12 protein-coding genes are annotated in these 18,116 nt (G+C 63.3%); 8 read left to right on the top strand and 4 right to left on the bottom strand.

What is annotated here, in order from left to right; all coding sequences use genetic code 11:
• Positions 1 to 30: 30 nt before the first annotated feature.
• Positions 31 to 2,835 carry a bifunctional [glutamate--ammonia ligase]-adenylyl-L-tyrosine phosphorylase/[glutamate--ammonia-ligase] adenylyltransferase gene (gene glnE, locus AC1D11_RS17960; RefSeq protein WP_477649028.1) on the bottom strand — a complete coding sequence of 935 codons (2,805 nt, stop codon included), beginning with the start codon at positions 2,833 to 2,835 and terminating at the stop codon, positions 31 to 33.
• Between the two features lie 67 nt (positions 2,836 to 2,902).
• Here glnE and AC1D11_RS17955 point away from each other — a divergent pair, with 67 nt between their 5' ends.
• Genes AC1D11_RS17955 through AC1D11_RS17940 form a run of 4 tightly spaced genes read left to right on the top strand, consistent with a single transcriptional unit; the run spans position 2,903 to position 10,664 of the window.
• Positions 2,903 to 7,114, top strand: a complete 4,212-nt coding sequence (locus tag AC1D11_RS17955) for a YhdP family protein (RefSeq protein ID WP_477649027.1) — start codon at positions 2,903 to 2,905, stop codon at positions 7,112 to 7,114.
• A gap of 2 nt (positions 7,115 to 7,116) precedes the next feature.
• Complete coding sequence (locus tag AC1D11_RS17950; protein ID WP_477649026.1) at positions 7,117 to 7,923, top strand: carbon-nitrogen hydrolase family protein; 807 nt, start codon at positions 7,117 to 7,119, stop codon at positions 7,921 to 7,923.
• Between the two features lie 10 nt (positions 7,924 to 7,933).
• A complete protein-coding gene (locus tag AC1D11_RS17945; RefSeq protein WP_477649025.1) occupies positions 7,934 to 10,027 on the top strand; it encodes a two-component system sensor histidine kinase NtrB in 2,094 nt (697 codons plus the stop codon).
• A gap of 10 nt (positions 10,028 to 10,037) precedes the next feature.
• Positions 10,038 to 10,664 carry a response regulator transcription factor gene (locus AC1D11_RS17940; RefSeq protein ID WP_457282424.1) on the top strand — a complete coding sequence of 209 codons (627 nt, stop codon included), beginning with the start codon at positions 10,038 to 10,040 and terminating at the stop codon, positions 10,662 to 10,664.
• 19 nt (positions 10,665 to 10,683) lie between these two features.
• Here the strand turns inward: AC1D11_RS17940 and AC1D11_RS17935 are convergent, their stop codons facing one another.
• Positions 10,684 to 10,887, bottom strand: a complete 204-nt coding sequence (locus AC1D11_RS17935; protein ID WP_477649024.1) for a hypothetical protein — start codon at positions 10,885 to 10,887, stop codon at positions 10,684 to 10,686.
• On the opposite strand from AC1D11_RS17935, the gene mltA reads away from it, so the two are divergent.
• Together mltA and AC1D11_RS17925 are read left to right on the top strand one after the other, a co-directional pair.
• Positions 10,877 to 12,022 carry a murein transglycosylase A gene (gene mltA, locus AC1D11_RS17930; RefSeq protein WP_477649023.1) on the top strand — a complete coding sequence of 382 codons (1,146 nt, stop codon included), beginning with the start codon at positions 10,877 to 10,879 and terminating at the stop codon, positions 12,020 to 12,022. The two genes, AC1D11_RS17935 and mltA, sit on opposite strands and share 11 nt — an antisense overlap.
• A 35-nt stretch (positions 12,023 to 12,057) precedes the next feature.
• Positions 12,058 to 12,396: a hypothetical protein gene (locus AC1D11_RS17925; protein WP_477649022.1), complete on the top strand. Its 339-nt coding sequence runs from the start codon at positions 12,058 to 12,060 to the stop codon at positions 12,394 to 12,396.
• 81 nt (positions 12,397 to 12,477) lie between these two features.
• Here AC1D11_RS17925 and AC1D11_RS17920 read toward each other — a convergent pair whose 3' ends face one another.
• Complete coding sequence (locus AC1D11_RS17920; RefSeq protein WP_477649021.1) at positions 12,478 to 13,134, bottom strand: hypothetical protein; 657 nt, start codon at positions 13,132 to 13,134, stop codon at positions 12,478 to 12,480.
• Between the two features lie 135 nt (positions 13,135 to 13,269).
• Entirely contained in the window at positions 13,270 to 13,755 is a 486-nt protein-coding gene (locus AC1D11_RS17915; RefSeq protein WP_477649020.1) for an Lrp/AsnC family transcriptional regulator, read from the bottom strand.
• Between the two features lie 185 nt (positions 13,756 to 13,940).
• Here AC1D11_RS17915 and AC1D11_RS17910 point away from each other — a divergent pair, with 185 nt between their 5' ends.
• Both AC1D11_RS17910 and yajC read left to right on the top strand, forming a co-directional pair.
• Positions 13,941 to 17,507, top strand: a complete 3,567-nt coding sequence (locus AC1D11_RS17910) for an indolepyruvate ferredoxin oxidoreductase family protein (protein WP_477649019.1) — start codon at positions 13,941 to 13,943, stop codon at positions 17,505 to 17,507.
• Positions 17,508 to 17,735: 228 nt separating this feature from the next.
• Positions 17,736 to 18,077 carry a preprotein translocase subunit YajC gene (gene yajC, locus AC1D11_RS17905; RefSeq protein WP_477649018.1) on the top strand — a complete coding sequence of 114 codons (342 nt, stop codon included), beginning with the start codon at positions 17,736 to 17,738 and terminating at the stop codon, positions 18,075 to 18,077.
• The last annotated feature ends 39 nt before the right edge of the window (positions 18,078 to 18,116 follow it).

Genomic DNA, 18,116 nt, shown 5'->3' with positions numbered 1-18,116 from the left:
CACATTAATCAAACGGTCGATTGAATTAAATCAATTGTTTGATTTAAAAGTGGCGACCCACAGTTGCTGGATCGCGCTGCGTTCTGCCTCAAGCGCAGGCGGGTTGACCTGCGTGGGTTCTTCGTTGAGGCGTGCGCGGTGCTGGATACGCCGCAGTTCGCGGTAGGCGCTTGCCGCCCGCTGGCCGACGCCGGCCGGCAGCAGGCCAGCAGTTTCTGCGCGTTGCAGGAGCGAGATGTTGCCGACGTTGTCCCTCAATTCCGGGTGCCGGGCTGATTGGGAAAGCACCAAGAACTGCACCGCGAACTCGGCATCCACCATGCCGCCCGCACTGTGCTTGACGTCAAATTTTTCAGCCTTGAGCGGAGGCTGGCTCCCGGAAGACGGTGTGTGAATGCTCTTGACCGGATGGGCATCGCGAACCTTTTCGCGCATGGCCACAATTTCATTGCGCAGCGCAACGATGTCGCGCGGTGCAGTGATGACGGTTTGCCGGACTTCGTCAAACCGCAGGCGCAGCGACTCGTCCCCCAACACGAAGCGCGCACGTGTCATGGCCTGGTGTTCCCAGGTCCAGGCGGTATTGCTGCCGCGCTGCTGCTGGTAACGGGTATAGGCCTCAAAACTGGTGACCAGCAAACCCGAATTGCCGTTGGGGCGCAAGGCGGTGTCAATTTCAAACAGGTCGCCTTCACCGGTCTTGATGGTCAGCCAGTTAATCAGCTTGCGCACAAATGCCGCATAGACTTCGGGGGCCCGCTCGTCGTCGTCCTCATAGACGAACACGATGTCGAGATCGCTGCCGTAACCCAGTTCTTTGCCGCCCAGCTTGCCGTAGGCAATGATGGCGAACTGCGGTGTTTCACGGTGCCGGTTCTTCAGGCGCTGCCAGCACCAGTCGGTGGTGATGCTCAGCACCGCTTCGGCGAGAGCCGTCAGATCATCGGCCACCTGCTCGACGGTGAGTACGTCTTCCAGATCGCGCGCCAGGGTGCGGAACACTTCCGCATGATGGGCGCGGCGCAGCAGGTTCAGGCAGGTTTCCTCGTCGTCCTCGCCGGTGCTCCTGAGCGCGGCCAGGCGCTGTTGCAGGTCACGCGCGAAGGCTGTTCCGTCAAAGCGTTCCTTGAGCAGCTCATCGCTGGCCAGTTCATCAATGACGCCGGGGTGTTGCAGCAGGTAGCGCGCGGGCCATTTGGCGGCCCCCAGCAGGCGTAGCAGGCGCTCATGCACCGCGGGCCGTTCCAGCAGCAGCGCCAGGTAGCTCTCCCGCCTCAGGAGCGGCTCTATCCAGTCGATGATGCGCACAGCCGCTTCCTCGGTGACCGTGCCTTCCGCCAGCCAGGCGGCTGTGCGCTGCACCAGCCGCGCCAGCCGCGCACGGGAATCTTCGCGCAAGGCCAGCACCCGGGGATGCTGGCGCCACAGCGTGAGGCGCGCGCGAAACTGTTCCGGCCATTGTTCCGACAATTGCTCCAGCAGGTCTTCGAGCTGCTGCGGCGCCGCTTTGGCCGTTTTTCCGCAGCCTTTGCAGTCGGGCTTGCCGCCCAGCAATTTGTCGAATTCCCCGGCCACCAGCTCCCGGTGGGTGTCGAGTTCGCTGAGGAAAAGGCAGCAATTGCTGTAGCCCAGCGTTTCTGCGATCCACGCAAGGTCGTCATCACGCGTGGGCAGGACATGAGTCTGCTGGTCATCGAGGTACTGGATGCGATGCTCCACGCGGCGAAGAAAATCATAGGCCCGTGCCAGCGCATCGGCGGTTTCCTGCAGCATCAGGCCCGCGCGTGCCACGCGCTGCAAGGCGTCGACCGTGGGGCGGGTGCGCAACTCGGGAAACTGTCCGCCGCGCACCACCTGGAGCAATTGCACGGTGAATTCGATTTCGCGAATGCCGCCGCGCGACATCTTCACGTCGTTGGCCCGCTCCGGGTGGCCGGCGCAGCGCTTGGCGGCATGCTCGCGGATTTGCCGGTGCAAGGTGCGCAGCGCATCGAAGACGTTGTAGTCAAGGTAGCGCCTGAACACAAAGGGCAGCACGGAGCCCCGCAGGGCCTGCGCCGAGCCGTCCTGCACGCATTCAAGCGGCGCCACCACCCGGCTCTTGAGCCAGGCAAAGCGTTCCCATTCACGACCCTGTGCCTGGAAATACTCCTCAAGCGCGCTCAGTGAAATGGCCGCAGGCCCGGAGCTTCCATTGGGCCGGAGCGCCAGGTCCACCCGAAACACAAAACCGTGCTCCGTGGCGTCGCCAATCAGGCTGAAGACGGCCTTGACCTGGTGCGCGAAGTACTCGTGGTTGGATATTTGCCCGCGGCCATCGCTGCGCCCCCGGGTTTCGCCGTCGTGGTCGTAGACATAGATGAGGTCGATGTCACTGGAAACATTGAGTTCGCGCGCACCCAGCTTGCCCATGCCCACGACCCACATCCGGGCGCGCTCCCCGTCGGGGCCTTGCGGTGCGCCATGCAGCCCGTCAAGTTCGGCTCCCGACTCGCGCATGGCGACATCCAGGGCCAGCTCGGCCAGCTCGGTCATGGCGCAGGTCACCACGGCAAGCGGGGCCTGGCTTTCGAGGGCGCCGTCACAGTCGAGCACCACCAGCCTTTCCATGACCAGCTGGCGAAGCACCCGAAGCGCCGCGCCTGTCGCCATGCCCTGCGCCAGCAGCGCGTCCAGTGCGACCTGCATGGCGGCGCGCACGGGGGCACCCGCTGGCAGGAGGAAGAGTTGATCGGCGTAGCGGCGGCGGATGCGCTGAACGAACCGTGAATAGTCCGACGCGGCCGGCCCGGCGGCGAGTAAGGTATCAGGGCAGGCGGTTTGGGCGACGGTCATCACACTACTTCACAAAACTTCATGGTTCACCGCCGGGCGAACGCTGGCCCCGGCGGTCATAATTCTCATGTCAATGGAGCCAACGATCCCCAGCCTGCCTACCCTGCCGCCGCAACCACTGCGATGGCTTGCTCTTACCCTGCGCGTATTGCTGTGGCTTGTTGCCACGGCCTGGGTGCTCTTTGGCCTGACCTGGTTCGTGCTGCATGGCTGGATTGTGCCGCGAATCGGGGAGTTTCGTCCGCGCCTGGAAATAGAGGCCAGCAAGGCTTTGGGGGTGCCTGTTCGCATTGGCGGAATTACCGCACATTCCCAGGGGATGATTCCTTCGTTCGAGTTGCGCGACGTGACCCTGCTCGACGCCCAGGGGCGCGAGGCCCTGCGGCTGCCGGTGATTCTCGGCGCCCTGTCCGCTTCTTCGATCTGGGGGCTGGGCTTCGAGCAGCTTTATATCGACAAGCCCGAGCTGGACATACGCCGAACCGCTGACGGAAAGATCTATGTCGGCGGCCTCGATGTTTCGCAGGACCGGGCGGCCGGCGAGAGCGCCGCTGCCGACTGGTTCTTCTCGCAGACCGAGTTTGTCATGCGAGGCGGCACCGTGCGCTGGACAGATGAAATGAATCCGGCACCACCCCTGGCGTTGACGCAGGTTGACTGGGTGATGCGCAATACGCGGCGGCGCCACCTCATGCGCCTGGATGCCACACCCCCTGCAGAATGGGGTGACCGCTTCACTGTCAGGGGCATATTCCGCCAATCGCTGCTGTCAAGCAGCGCCGGTGATTTTGATGCATGGACAGGCCAGCTATTTGCCGGGTTCGACCGGGTGGATGCGTCCCGCATCAGGCCATACCTCAACCTGGACGCACTGGGCATTGAGCTGACCCGCGGGAATGGCGCACTTCGCGCATGGGCAGATATTTCCCAGGGCCGGGTGACCGGCGGCACGGCCGATGTGGCACTGCAGGATGTAGATGCCCGCCTGGGTGCCAAGCTGCAGCCTTTGGCCTTTGATTTTGTCGCCGGGCGTGTGGGTGGCGGCCAGCGTACCAATGGTTTTGATTTCAATACCGAAGGCCTGCGCTTTCGTACCCGCGACGGCCTGCAGTGGCCAGGCGGCAATGTGGCGCTGGTACACACAGGGGACGAGGCCGGCGTTGCGCAGCACACCGAACTCAAGGCAGACAAGCTCGATCTTGCAGCGCTCGCACAGATTGCCAATCGCCTGCCGCTTGATGCTCCCGTCCATGGGCTGATCGCTTCATTTGCCCCGAAGGGACTGGTCGAAAGCGTTGAGGCCCGCTGGCAGGGACCGCTGGATGCCCCTGTCGCCTACGCCGCAAAAGGACGCGTCGCCGGGCTGAGTGTTGCTGCCCTGCCCGCGCCGTCCAGCCCAGCGTCAGTGCATCCCAAGCCTGGCAGGCCGGGAATCAGTGGCGCCACCATTGACTTTGACCTGACACAAGCGGGTGGACGGGCCGGGATCAAGATACTCAACGGCTCGCTCGACCTGCCGGGCGTGTTTGAGGATTCGCTGGTGCCGTTTGACCAGCTTTCCGCCGAGACGCAATGGAAGTTTGCGGGCCGGAAAATCGAAGCGCAGCTGAACAACCTGCGATTTGCCAATGCCGACGCGCAGGGAGAAGCGCAAGCCGCATGGCATACCGACGACGTGGTTTCCAGCAAGCCGCATGCTGCAGATGCAGCAGACCCCAGATTCCCGGGTGTGCTGGATCTGCAGGGCGTTTTGAGCCGCGGTGATGGCGAGCGGGTACATCGTTATTTGCCGCTGGTATTGCCGGACCGGGTACGCCACTATGTGCGTGACGCAGTCGTGCAAGGCCAGGTCAGCGACGTGAAGTTCAAGGTCAAGGGGCCGTTGGCGCAATTGCCTTTCACCAACCCGGCGCAAGGGGACTTCCGGGTGACCGCCAGGGTGCGGAACGGGCACTATGCCTATGTGCCCAAATCCATACAGCCAGCCGGAGCGGCGGGGTGGCCGGCCTTGACTGAACTCAACGGCGAACTGGTGTTTAACCATGCGGCACTTGAGGTCAACGACGTGACCGGCAAGGTCAATGGCCTGCCGGGTTTGCAGCTGGTCAAGGGTAATGCGCGCATCCCTGACCTGACCCATGACACCACTGTCGAGGTGAACACACACCTCAAGGGGCCGCTTGCTGATGCGCTGGGATTTGTCAACCAGTCCCCGGTTGCCGGCATGACCAACCATGTGCTGGCCAAGGCGGTTGCGGCCGGAACGGGCGAATACCGGTTCCGGCTGGACTTGCCCATCCACACCATCGATAAGTCCCGAGTGGACGGAACCGTCACGTTGCCCGGCAATGACCTGCAATTTGGCGCGGATACTCCAGCGCTGACAAAACTCAAGGGTGTAGTAACCGTGAGCGAACGCGGCTTCACCGTGACGGGTGCCCAGGCGCGGCTGCTCGGCGGCGATGTGCGTTTTGACGGTGGCACGCGGGTGCAGGCGCGATCGGCCGGCAATGCTGAGCCGGAAAGCCAGGTGGCGTTCAAGGCGCAAGGCGTTGTCACCGCTGAAGGGCTGCGCCAGGCCAGGGAGCTCGGCGCGCTTTCGCGAATGGCCCAAAATGCCACGGGCAGCGCGGCTTACACCGCCTCGTTGGGCTTTCGCCGTGGCGTGCCTGAGCTGGTTGTCGCCAGCAGCCTGCAGGGCATGGCGCTTAACCTGCCCGCGCCCCTGAGCAAGACAGCAGAAGCGGCATTGCCGCTGCGGTTCGAGAACGCTCTTTTGCCGGCATCCATGGGGCCAGGGCAAAAACTGGAGGACCAGCTGTCGGTGACCATCGGCCGTGTGGCGTCCATCATGTATGTGCGCGACGTCAGCGGCACTGAGCCTCGTGTAATACGGGGCGGAATTGGCGTCGGGCTTGAGCCGGGCGAGACAGTGCCTGTGCAGGAAGCAGGTGTGACGGCCAATATCAACCTGGCCCACGTGGACCTCGATGCCTGGCAAAAAATACTGGCAGATTCTTCTTCCGGCAGCGCGCTCCAGACACCTCCGCCGGTGGCTGCCACTGCGGCGACCAATCGGGCGGCCGCGAATGCGTCCCTGACTTACCTGCCGACCTCCATGGCCATTCGCGCAAAGGAGCTGGTGATTGAAGGGCGCAAGCTGAACAACGTGGTGGTGGGCGGCTCCCGTGAAGGCCTGACATGGCGTGCAAATATCGACGCGTCGGAGCTCAATGGATATGTCGAATTCCGGCAGCCTGGCGGCATAGGCGCGGGGCGGGTCTATGCGCGGCTTTCCCGGTTGAGCCTGGCGCCAGGTACGGCCAGTGACGTGGAAGCTATCCTGAACGAGCAGCCCGCCAGCATCCCTGCCCTGGACATCGTGGTGGAAGACCTGGAGCTGCGCGGAAAAAAACTGGGGCGCGTCGAGATCGACGCCGTCAACCGCGGAGCATCTGCCGCGGCCCGCGAGGGCGTGCGCGAATGGCGCCTGAACAAGTTCAATGTGATCCTTCCCGAGGCGGTGCTGACGGCAACGGGCAACTGGGTGGCGATCAATGCCCAGAGCGTTGCGGCAAATGCGCCGCGTGCCGCGCGTGCGTTTGCCGAGCGCCGCCGCACCGTGATGAATTTCAAGCTGGACATCGCCGATTCGGGTGAGCTGCTCAAGCGCTTCGGCATGGGTGAGGTCATTCGCCGCGGCAAAGGAAAACTGGAGGGGCAGGTCGCATGGATGGGGTCGCCTCTCAGCCTGGACTATCCCAGCATGAGCGGACAGTTCAACGTCAATGTGGAGTCAGGGCAGTTTGTCAAGGCTGACCCGGGCATCACAAAACTGCTGGGCGTGCTGAGCTTGCAGTCTTTGCCCAGGCGGCTGACCCTGGATTTCCGGGACGTTTTTTCCGAAGGCTTTGCCTTCGACTTTGTTCGCGGCGACATCAATATCAACCAGGGCGTCGCCTATACCAACAACCTGCAGATGAAGGGCGTGAATGCCGCCGTGCTGATGGAGGGCAGTGCCGATATTGCCAAGGAGACGCAGAACATCAAGGCGGTCGTGGTGCCGGAAATCAATGCCGGTACGGCTTCCCTGATCGCCACAGTCATCAACCCGGCGATCGGCCTGGGCAGCTTCCTTGCCCAGATGTTCTTGCGCCGGCCTTTGATGCAGGCGGCGACCCAGGAATTCCACATAGAAGGAACCTGGTCTGACCCGAAAATCATCAAGGTGGATCGCAAGGCACAGGCTGCAGCAGAGCCTGTTCAGGAGGTTCGTTAACCATGAAGATAGCTGCCATCCAGATGGTCTCAGGTACGCGCGTGCAGGACAACCTTGCCGCGGCGCGCAGCCTGCTTGAACAGGCTGCGGCCCAAGGCGCCGAACTGGCCGTGCTGCCGGAGTATTTCTGCATCATGGGCTTCAAGGACACCGACAAGCTGAAAGTCCAGGAGAGCGTCGGAACGGGCTTGATACAGGACTTCCTGAGCCGGTCGGCGCGTGAGCTCGGCCTGTGGATCGTAGGCGGCACGCTGCCCATGGCCACGTCTGATCCGGCGCGCGCGCGCAACTGTTCGCTGGCCTATGCGCCGACGGGCCAGTGCATCGCGCGGTACGACAAGATCCATCTTTTTCGCTTTGCGCAGGGAAAGGAAGACTATGACGAGACGCGTGTGCTGGAGCCCGGCGCACAGCCCGTCCGGTTTGATCTGGCTTCCCGCGATGGCCATGTCTACGCTGTCGGCATGAGCATTTGTTATGACCTGCGCTTCCCGGAGTTGTACCGCGCCCTGAAGGCCGATGTATTGCTGGTGCCCAGTGCTTTTACTTACACCACCGGGCAGGCGCATTGGGAAGTGCTGTTGCGCGCACGTGCCATTGAAAACCAGGCCTATGTCATTGCGGCGGCGCAGGGCGGTACGCATGAAAACGGCCGCCGTACCTGGGGCCACAGCATGCTGGTGGATCCCTGGGGTGAGGTGGTGGCCCAGCAGGCTGAGGGTGCAGGCGTTGTTCCGGGTGAAATCTCCACCACTCACACGGAAGGCGTGCGAAACCGTTTGCCTGCATTGAACCATCGCTTCCTATGAGGCTGGCCGCGTGAGGTTTCCGTTTGCAAACGGCGTCAGCCGCGCCAGCAAGCGCTGGTCCCTGTGGGCCCTGCTGGTGGCCCTGCTGGTCGCGTTGCTGGGCATTCTGGTGTGGCTGGCGGGACGGTATGAGTCCAGCATGGTGCAAAGCCGGCTGGAGCATGACGCAGCGGAAGCCGTGACCGACATCCGCTCGGGACTGACGCGCAATATCCAGACCTTGCAGGCGCTGCAGTCCAGCGACCGCACACCGGAGTCGTGGCATTCATCCGCCGCCGAGCTGCTTCGCGAGCGCCGTGAAATCATGCGGCTTGAATGGCGCAACGAAGCGCTCGATGTGCTCGGGTTTGTGGAGACGCCCTATCGCACTTCGGTGTTCGAGCGGCTCGGGCGGGGCAGTTTGCAAACCGACGTGAGCCTGACCTGCACCACGGCTCGGCGCCTGAGCGGTGCGGCTTACTCCACCAGTTATTTCATGCCGCAGCGCGATGGCCTGGGCCTGGAAGTGCTCGACATGTGCCTGCCCATCACGGTGTCGGGGCGCCTCACGGGGTATAGCGTGGTCACCTATTCGCTGCAGGACATTCTGGGGGAACTGGTCGGCCGCCAGCTCGCACGGGGCATCGGCCTGTCTTTTACCGAAGCGGACGGCACGCGCCTGGCCCTGCAAGGCGTGCCTTCGCGCGGCAGCCGTATCTATATTGCGCAACAGTTGCTGGACCTGCCCGGCAATACGCTGGTGGTCAGGATGGAAAGCCGGCTGGGCACGCCGGCTCTTTTCCCCAATGTGCTCACCGCACTGGTAACCGCCATGTCCCTGGCGCTGCTTGCCGTGCTGTACCTTCTTGCAAGGGATATGCGCCGCAGGCTGAAAGTCGAGCATGACCTCGGCGAGGCCCTGGCTTTTCGCAAGGCCATGGAGGACTCTGTGCTGACCGGCCTGCGCGCGCGTGACCTGCAAGGGCGCATCACTTACGTGAACCCGGCGTTTTGCAAGATGGTTGGCGTGGACGCCAAGGACCTGCTCAACCAGAGCTTTCCCTCGCCCTATTGGCCACCCGAACTGGCCGGTGTGTACCAGCAGCGCCAGGAAATCCGGCTGGCAGGCAACAGCCTGCCCAGGGAGGGCCACGAGTCGGTGTTCATGCGGCGCGATGGCACGCGGTTCCCCGTGCTGATCATGGAGGCCCCGCTGATCAACGCTGTGGGCAAGCACACCGGCTGGATGAGTGCGATTCTGGACGTCAGCGAACAGCGCCGGGTGGAAGAGCTTTCCCGTGCCAGCCAGGACCGCCTGCAGGCTACCGCACGGCTGGCGATGGTTGGTGAGATGGCTTCACTGCTCAGCCACGAACTCAACCAGCCGCTGGCCGCCATTTCAAGCTACGCTACCGGCTCACTCAATCTGCTGCAGGATGGCATGGACCATGACAAGCCGCTGGGAGCGAATGCCAGCTTGGCGGTGGCGCCGTTGTCGGAAGATTTGCAGTTGGCCATGCGCCGCATTGCGGAGCAGGCCGAACGCGCGGGAAAGGTCATCAAGAGCGTGCATGATTTTGTGAGGCGGCGCGATCAGGTGCGTGAAGCCGTGCAGCCCCGCGCCCTGCTGGACGCCATCATGCCGCTGGTGACCCTTCAGGCACGCAAGCTCGGCGTGCGCGTGGTGATCGAGGTCGACGAGACCTGCACGCCCGTGCTGTGTGACCGCACCATGGTTGAGCAAGTTCTTCTCAACCTCTCGCGCAACGGCATGCAGGCGATGCAGGCTGCGGCCCATGAAGGCGGGGCGGCGGAGGCGGCCCCGCGGGAGAAAGTGCTGACGCTGCGTATCCGTCCGGCCGCATCGAACGCGCAGAGCCGCTGGGTGGAATTTGCGGTGATGGATTGCGGTGAAGGCATTTCCAGTGAAGTGGCCGAGCAGCTCTTCACGCCATTTTTCACCACCAAGGAAGAGGGCATGGGGCTGGGCCTGAGCCTGTGCCGCACGGTGATTGAGCAGCACGGCGGCTTCCTGGGGTTTGAGCCCGCCCAGCCGCGGGGTACGATTTTCAGTTTCACCCTGCCGGCGGCCCTGCCGCATGATGCAGGTGCGCATACAGCCTGAAGGACACAGCATGGAACCCATACAAAATGCCACGGTTTATATCGTCGACGACGATGCCAGCGTGCGCGACGCGCTGGCCTGGCTGCTGCGCTCGCGCCGCCTGCTGAGCGAAACCTTCGACAGTGCAGAGGCGTTTGATGCGCGCGTATCACAGCAATTCGCGGTCAAGTCGCCTTCCTGCGTGCTGCTGGATGTACGCATGGCGGGCCTGAGCGGTCTGGCCATGTTTGAGAAGCTGATTGCCTACGGCTTGCTGCCCACGCTGCCGGTGATCTTTTTGACGGGCCATGCGGACGTTCCCACGGCTGTCGACGCGGTCAAGCGCGGCGCTTTTGATTTTTGCGAAAAACCCTTTTCAGACAACGCATTGGTAGACCGCATTGAACAGGCGCTGAACCATTCCGCCGGGGCACTGGCGCAGCATAGCGAGTCGACGGGCCTGCAGGCCCGTCTTGACGGCCTGACAGACCGTGAGCGTGATGTGATGAAGCTGGTGGTGGGTGGGCTGCCCAACAAGCTGGTGGCGGACCAGCTTGACATCAGTGTGCGCACGGTGGAGGTCCACCGTGCCCGGGTTTTTGACAAAATGGGTGTCAAGTCGGCGGTGGAACTGGCCAATCTGTTGCGTAACCTGTAATTGCAGCGCTGCGCCGGGCTTATTTTTTTTCGGGCTCTGCCGGGGTCTCTGAGTGGACCGATTCCTTCAATTCGCCATTTTTACGGCCCGAAAACATCGTCCACCACACAATGAACACCAGCAGCAGCAACGCCCCCAGGGCTTCGAGCAAAAGTAGGGCCATGACATTTCCTTGGATTTCAAAAAAGGCTTCGATGCCTGTGCCGCCGTCAATGCGTTCCATGCGGCTTGTCCCAATTATCGCCATGGCGGCGCTGCTTGCTTCCTGCGCAAGCCCGCCCCGGCCGCCTTCGGCCATCCCGGCGGGCGAGCCCCCAGCCCCGGGTGTGCGCGCCGGCGATACCGGCCCATTGCCTGCGCCCATGGTGCAGGGGAAAAGCCGCTGGGTCGCGGTCCGCTGGGCCGAGTTGCCCGGCTTCGAAGAAGACGTGCTGTTTGAGGCCTGGAACGCCTGGCTCAAGAGCTGCGAGCGTCCCGGCCCGGGCTTTGCACCGCTGTGCGGTGAGATCCGGCGCCTTAGCATTGCGTCTGCGGATGAGCAGCGCAACTGGATGGTCAGGCGCTTGCAGCCCTACCGGGTGGAGAGCCTGCAAGGCGTTGCCGAGGGGCTGCTGACCAGTTACTACGAGCCTGTGCTCAGGGCCAGCCGGCAGCCCGGTGCGGGCTACGAGGTGCCGCTGTACCGTCCTCCCGCATCCCTGGGCAGCCGCAAGCCGTGGTTCTCCCGGCAGGAAATCGACACCCTTGCTGAAGCCAAAGCGGCGCTGCGCGGGCGCGAGATCGCCTGGCTGGCCGACCCGGTCGAGGCGATGTCGCTGCACATACAAGGCTCGGGCCGATTGAACATCACCGAAGCCGATGGCTCACAGCGTGTCGTGCGTGTGGCCTATGCCGGCTCGAACGAGCAGCCGTTTCGCAGCGTGACCCAGTGGCTGCTGGAGCAGGGCGAAGGCCGCATGACGGCGCCCTGGGTGGAGTCCACCAAGGCATGGGTTGCGAAAAATCCGCAGCGCGCGCAACAAATGCTCTGGAGCAACCCGCGCTACACTTTTTTCCAGGAGCAGCCGCTGGGTGAACTGGATACTGCCTTTGGGCCCAAAGGTGCGCAGGGCGTGGCGCTGACACCCGGCCGCTCGATTGCAGTTGACCCGGGAAGCATTCCCTACGGCACGCCGGTGTGGCTGGCGTCCCGTGGCAGTGCGGCCAACCTGCAGAAGCTGGTGCTGGCGCAGGACACCGGCAGCGCCATCGTGGGTGCGGTCAGGGCCGATTACTTTGCCGGAACCGGCCCCGAAGCCGGCCTGCTGGCGGCGCGTGTCAACCAGCCGCTGCGGCTCTGGGTGCTCTGGCCGAAGTGAGTGCTCGAAACGTTGGGCAAGCTGAAGGAGATTCCATGAAACAACTGTCGGCCCGAACCGGGATGGCCTTGGTGGCGGTGACCGGAGCGCTTGTGCTGGCAGCCTGCGCGGCAGGTGGCGGGCCTTCGTCTGCCGCGCAGTACCGCTGCGAACACGGCGCTGACTTCAAGGTGAAGTTTGTGGACGACACCGCCGTGCTGGATAGCGCCGGCGGCTCGGACCTGCTGTTTCGCGACGCAGGCGGCCAGGGTGCGCAGCAGACGGTGTACAGCAATCCGCGCATGCGCGCCGAGTTTGGCCTGGGCGCCAGCGGCCGCGAGGCGGTGCTGCGTTATCCGCTGCTGCCGCTGACGGCACACTGCGTGCGCGACTGATTCCCTGGAAAAACCTCTTTGCGTTGTTGTGCGGAACTGCCGTGCCACAGCCGTTTCACCGGGATTTGTGGACGGCTTCTTTTAGCGCACGGAGAGGCGGACCTCCACCCTCATACCGTCCCGACGGGTCGATTGCCGGCTGTCGGCGATGCCGCTGCTGCTGCCGGCGCCCGCATCGTCCGACTCGGCCACGGTGACCCATTCCCCGAGGCGAACGGTCAGCGAGGTGCTGGTGGACGATGAGGACACGGGAGCCTGCGGCGACGAGCCTGTGCGGCTGGCCTGCCCCGCGGCCAGTTCCAGCTCCACGCTGTCGCCGCCGTACCAGGTGGGCCTGGCTGAAAAGCCGCTGTTGGCCTCGATGAACACGGTGCCGGCCTGGCGCGCCTGTACCAGCCGCAGCGGCTGGCTGTTGCCCAGGTTGATGTTGGCGTTGCGGCCATTGAGCACCAGCACGCGCTGCACCAGGTCGCGTGAATCGCTGCGCTGGCTCTCTTGGGCTGTGATCTGGGCATTGAGGCCCGAACGGCCCGGTTGCAGCACAACGCCGCCCTGCGCGCCGAGGGCGCTCTGGGCGCGCAGGCTGCTGCCGGCCTGCCGCACTTCGATCTGCAGGTTGCGCATGGGCAGTGCCTCCGGGCTTGCTCCTGAATTGATAGCTGGTTGCGCTTGCAGGGCGGGCGCCAGGGCCATAAAAAGCATAAAGGCCAAAGAGGCGGGGCTGGAAGATGGTTTCATGCGGGACTCCTTGAAGCGTTGTCTTGCAGGGGTTTCATGCGCGGGCATTGTGCACAGCGAGAGAGCTTGATGCTATTAAATCAATAGCTGGTTGCGCCCGTCGGTAAAGGGTTACAGGCACTATTTTCTTGAATTTTAGGCTGTAATCCGCGTCAGGTGCCCGAGTGGCAGCGCGCTGCTGGCTTTGACTTCGCCCAGCGAAAAACTGGTGTGCAGGTCTTTTACATTGGGCAGGTTGATCAGGTTCTGCAGCGCAAATTTGCTGAAGGCTTCCAGGTCTTGCGCCACCACCTGCAGCTCAAAGGTGCCGGTGCCGCTGATGTAGTGGCAGGAGACGATTTCGGGCAGCTTTTTGATGGCTTCTTCCAGCTGGCGCGTTGCGTCGCCACTGTTGCGGTCAGCGTCCAGCCGGACAAAAGCCAGCACGCCCAGCCCGATTTTGTGGCGGTTAATCTCGGCCCGGTAGCCGGTGATGAAGCCGCTTTCTTCCAGCGCCCGCACGCGCCGCCAGCAGGGCGCGGCCGACAGTCCCACACGCGAGGCGAGTTCCGTGTTCGTCAACCGGGCGTCGAGTTGCAACTCATTCAGGATGGCGATATCGAACTTATCTAACGTTTCCATATTCGCCACTTTACAGCAATATTCTTTCTGAAAGTGGCCTAAATCGGGCAAACAAAGCAAAGACATATCACGGCTGGCGGCATACACTTTGCATGCAACTAGAGGGAGACCCCTATCCGGGTGTAGCCCTTCTGCCAGCCTGCCCACAAGGCAGTACTAAAAAACAGTCCTGGAGACCCACGAACATGAACGCGCCCCTACCTGAACACATCCGCAAGGCCCTGGAAACCGTCACCTTGGATGACAAATACAGCTTGGGCCATGGCCGCGCCTTCATGAGCGGCGTCCAGGCGCTGGTTCGCCTGCCCATGCTGCAGCGCACGCGCGATGCAATCGAAGGGCTGAATACGGCGGGTTTTATCAGCGGCTACCGCGGCTCGCCATTGGGCGGTTATGACCAGGCCCTGTGGGCCGCCAAAAAGCACCTGGCCGCGCAGAACATCGTGTTCCAGCCCGGCGTCAATGAAGAGCTGGGCGCGACCGCCGTCTGGGGCACGCAGCAGCTGGACCTGTACCCGCAAAGCAAAAAATTCGACGGCGTGTTCGGCATCTGGTACGGCAAGGGCCCGGGCGTGGACCGCTGCTCGGATGTCTTCAAGCACGCCAACATGGCGGGCACCGCCAAACACGGTGGCGTGATCGCCATTGCCGGCGACGACCATGTGTCCAAGAGCTCCACCGCCGCCCACCAGAGCGACCACATCTTCAAGGCCTGCGGCCTGCCGGTGTTCTTTCCGTCCAACGTGCAGGACATCCTCGACATGGGGCTGCACGCGTTTGCCATGAGCCGTTTTTCCGGTGTCTGGTCGGGCATGAAAACCATCCAGGAGGTCGTCGAGTCATCGAGCTCCATCCTGGTCGACCCGGACCGCGTGAAGATCATCATTCCCGAAGACTTCGAGATGCCGCCTGGCGGCCTGCACATCCGCTGGCCGGATGCCCCGCTGGAGCAGGAAGCCCGGCTGATGGACTACAAATGGTATGCGGCGCTCGCGTACATCCGCGCCAACAAGCTCAACTACAACGTCATCGCCGGCCCCAAAGACCGCTTCGGCCTGATCGCCAGCGGCAAGGCCTTCAACGACACGCGCCAGGCGCTGGCCGACCTGGGCCTGGACGAAGACACCTGCCACCAGCTGGGCATCCGCCTGCACAAGGTCAACGTGGTCTGGCCGCTGGAAGCCACCATCACGCGCGACTTTGCTGAAGGCCTGCAGGAAATCCTGGTGGTCGAAGAAAAACGCCAGGTCATCGAGTACCAGATCAAGGAAGAGCTCTACAACTGGCGCGCTGACGTGCGCCCCAATGTGCTGGGCAAGTTCGACGAGCCCGAAGGCGACCAGTCGGGCGGCGAATGGGGGCGCTCCAACCCGAGCGACAACTGGCTGCTGCGCGCCAAGGCCGACCTCACGCCGGCCATCATCGCCAAGGCGATTGCCAAACGCCTGAAGAAGCTGGGCGTGCCGGCCGACATCATCTCCCGCATGGACGAACGCCTGGCCATTATTGAGGGCCGCGAACGCGCACTGGCCGCAGGCAAGTCCGACACCGGCGAGCGCGCACCCTGGTTTTGCAGCGGCTGTCCGCACAACACCAGCACGCGCGTGCCCGAGGGCTCGCGCGCCGTGGCCGGCATCGGCTGCCACTACATGGCAACCTGGATGGACCGCTCCACCTCCACCTTCACCCAGATGGGCGGCGAAGGCGTGACCTGGGTGGGCCAGGCGGCTTTCACGACCGACGAACACATTTTTGCCAACCTGGGCGACGGCACCTACTTCCACAGCGGGCTGCTGGCGATCCGCCAGGCCATCGCCTCGGGCGTGAACATCACCTACAAAATCCTTTACAACGACGCGGTGGCCATGACGGGCGGCCAGCAGGTCGGCGAGCGGCCCGAAGGCCACTCGGTGCTGCAGATCATGCAAAGCCTGCGTGCCGAAGGCGTGGCCAAGCTGGTCATCGTGACCGATGAGCCGCAAAAATATGACGGCGCGCCGCTGCTCGACGGTGTGACGGTGCACCACCGCGATGAGCTGGACCGCATCCAGCGCGAGTTCCGTGAACTCAAGGGCACGACCGCCATCATTTACGACCAGACCTGCGCGACCGAAAAGCGCCGCCGCCGCAAACGCGGCACCCTGGTCGACCCTGAAAAACGCGTGGTCATCAACGAGCTGGTCTGCGAGGGCTGCGGCGATTGCTCGGTGCAGTCGAATTGCCTGTCGGTGGAGCCGCTGGAAACCGAGTTCGGCCGCAAACGCCGCATCAACCAGAACACCTGCAACAAGGATTACTCCTGCGTGAAGGGCTTTTGCCCGAGCTTTGTCACCGTTGAGGGCGGGCAGCTGAAGAAGCCCAAAAAAGACAAGAAGGGCGCGCCCAGCAGTCTGTTTGCGGTTCCCGAGCCCGTGTTGCCGGTGGCGGAAAACGCCTGGGGCATCGTGGTGGGTGGCGTGGGCGGCACCGGCGTCATCACCATCGGCCAATTGCTGGGCATGGCAGCCCACATTGAAGGCAAGGGTGTGGTCACGCAGGACGCGGGCGGCCTGGCGCAAAAAGGCGGCGCCACCTGGAGCCATATCCAGATCGCCAACCGGCCGGAGGCCATCTACACCACCAAGGTCGACACCGCCAAGGCGGATCTGGTGATCGGCTGCGACCCGATCGTGGCCGCCAGCAAGTACACGCTGACGGTCATGCAGCCAGGCCGCACCTATGTGGCGATGAATTCACACGGTACGCCGACGGCGGCCTTTGTGACCAACCCCGCCTGGCAGTTCCCGGGCGGCAATTGCGAGACGGCCGTGACCGCCGCAGTGGGTGCTGACTTGCTCGGCAGCTTTGATGCTGAGCAGGTCGCGGTGCAGCTGGTGGGGGATTCGATCTACACCAACCCGCTCATGCTCGGCTTTGCCTGGCAAAAAGGCCGGGTGCCGCTGTCGCACGCCGCGCTGATGCGCGCGATTGAGCTCAACGCTGTGCAGGTTGACAACAACAAGGCCGCCTTTGAGTGGGGCCGGCGCTGCGCGCACGACCTGGCGGCGGTACAGGCCTTGTTCAAGGCGGCCCAGGTGATCGAGTTTGTGAAGCGCCCGTCGCTGGCGGACATGCTGGCCAAGCGGGTTGACTTCCTGACGGCCTATCAGAACGCGGCTTATGCGCAGACCTACCAGGCTTTTGTGGAGAAGGTGCGCGCTGCGGAAGCGCCGCTGGGCAAGACGCTGCTGACCGAGGCTGTGGCCAAGTACCTTTTCAAACTCATGGCTTACAAAGATGAATACGAAGTGGCGCGCCTGCACACCGACACTGGCTTTCTGGACAAAGTCAACGGCATGTTTGAAGGCGACTTCAAGCTCAACTATCACCTGGCACCGCCCATGATTGCGTCCAAAAACGAGAAGGGTGAGCTGCAAAAGCAGCAATTCGGCCCCTGGATGCTAGGCGCATTCAAGGTGCTGGCCCGCCTCAAGGGCCTGCGCGGCACGCCGCTGGATGTCTTTGGGCGCACCGAAGAGCGCCGCACGGAGCGGGCTCTGATTGAGGAATACCGCGCCAGCGTGGAGGAGGTTTTGGCCGGCCTGAGCGCTGAAAACCATCCCGTGGCGGTCGAAATCGCCCGGATTCCGGAAATGATCAAGGGTTATGGCCATGTCAAGGCGCGCCACCTGGCCGCCGCGCGGCCCCAGTGGGCCGCGTTGATGCAATCCTTTCGTACCCCCGGATCTACCGTCCAGCGGGAAGCGGCTTAAAGCCCAGGCCGGCACTGGCCTCGCCGCCGGCCCGGTGTTTCTTCATGGGACGGCTTTGCTGCGGAGCTTGCAGCAGCCCTTTGCGCGCAACTCCGGCTTGAAAAGCCCCTGGAGCGCGCCAGTTACCCCCTTCTGCGGATGCCCCGCCGCATACAATCGTGAACTCTGCGCCCCGTCCGTGCCGGACGACGCGCGCCAGTTTGTTTTTAAAACGTTGTGGAGTTAGCCGTGTTCATTTCTTCTGCCTTTGCCCAAACCGCTCCTGCCGCTGCTGCCGGCGGCGACATGATGTCCTCACTCACGGGCATGTTGCCTCTGGTGCTGATGTTTGTGGTGCTGTATTTCGTCATGATCCGCCCGCAGATGAAAAAGCAGAAAGAGCACCGCTCCATGATTGAGGCGCTGGCCAAAGGTGACGAAGTCGCCACCGCAGGCGGCCTGTTGGGCAAGGTGACCAAGCTGGGCGACGTGTACCTGACCCTCGAACTGGCGCCGGGCGTCGAAGTCCAGTTGCAGCGCAGCGCGATCATCCAGGTGCTGCCCAAAGGCGCCATCAATCCAGCCAAATAAGGCTTTCGCCGACCGCAACGGCCGGCAGGCCTGACATTG

The organism is Polaromonas sp. P1_E11 (assembly GCF_056405995.1).
The sequence above is the reverse complement of the archived record's forward strand: the minus strand, read 5'-3'. Positions and strand labels throughout refer to the sequence as shown.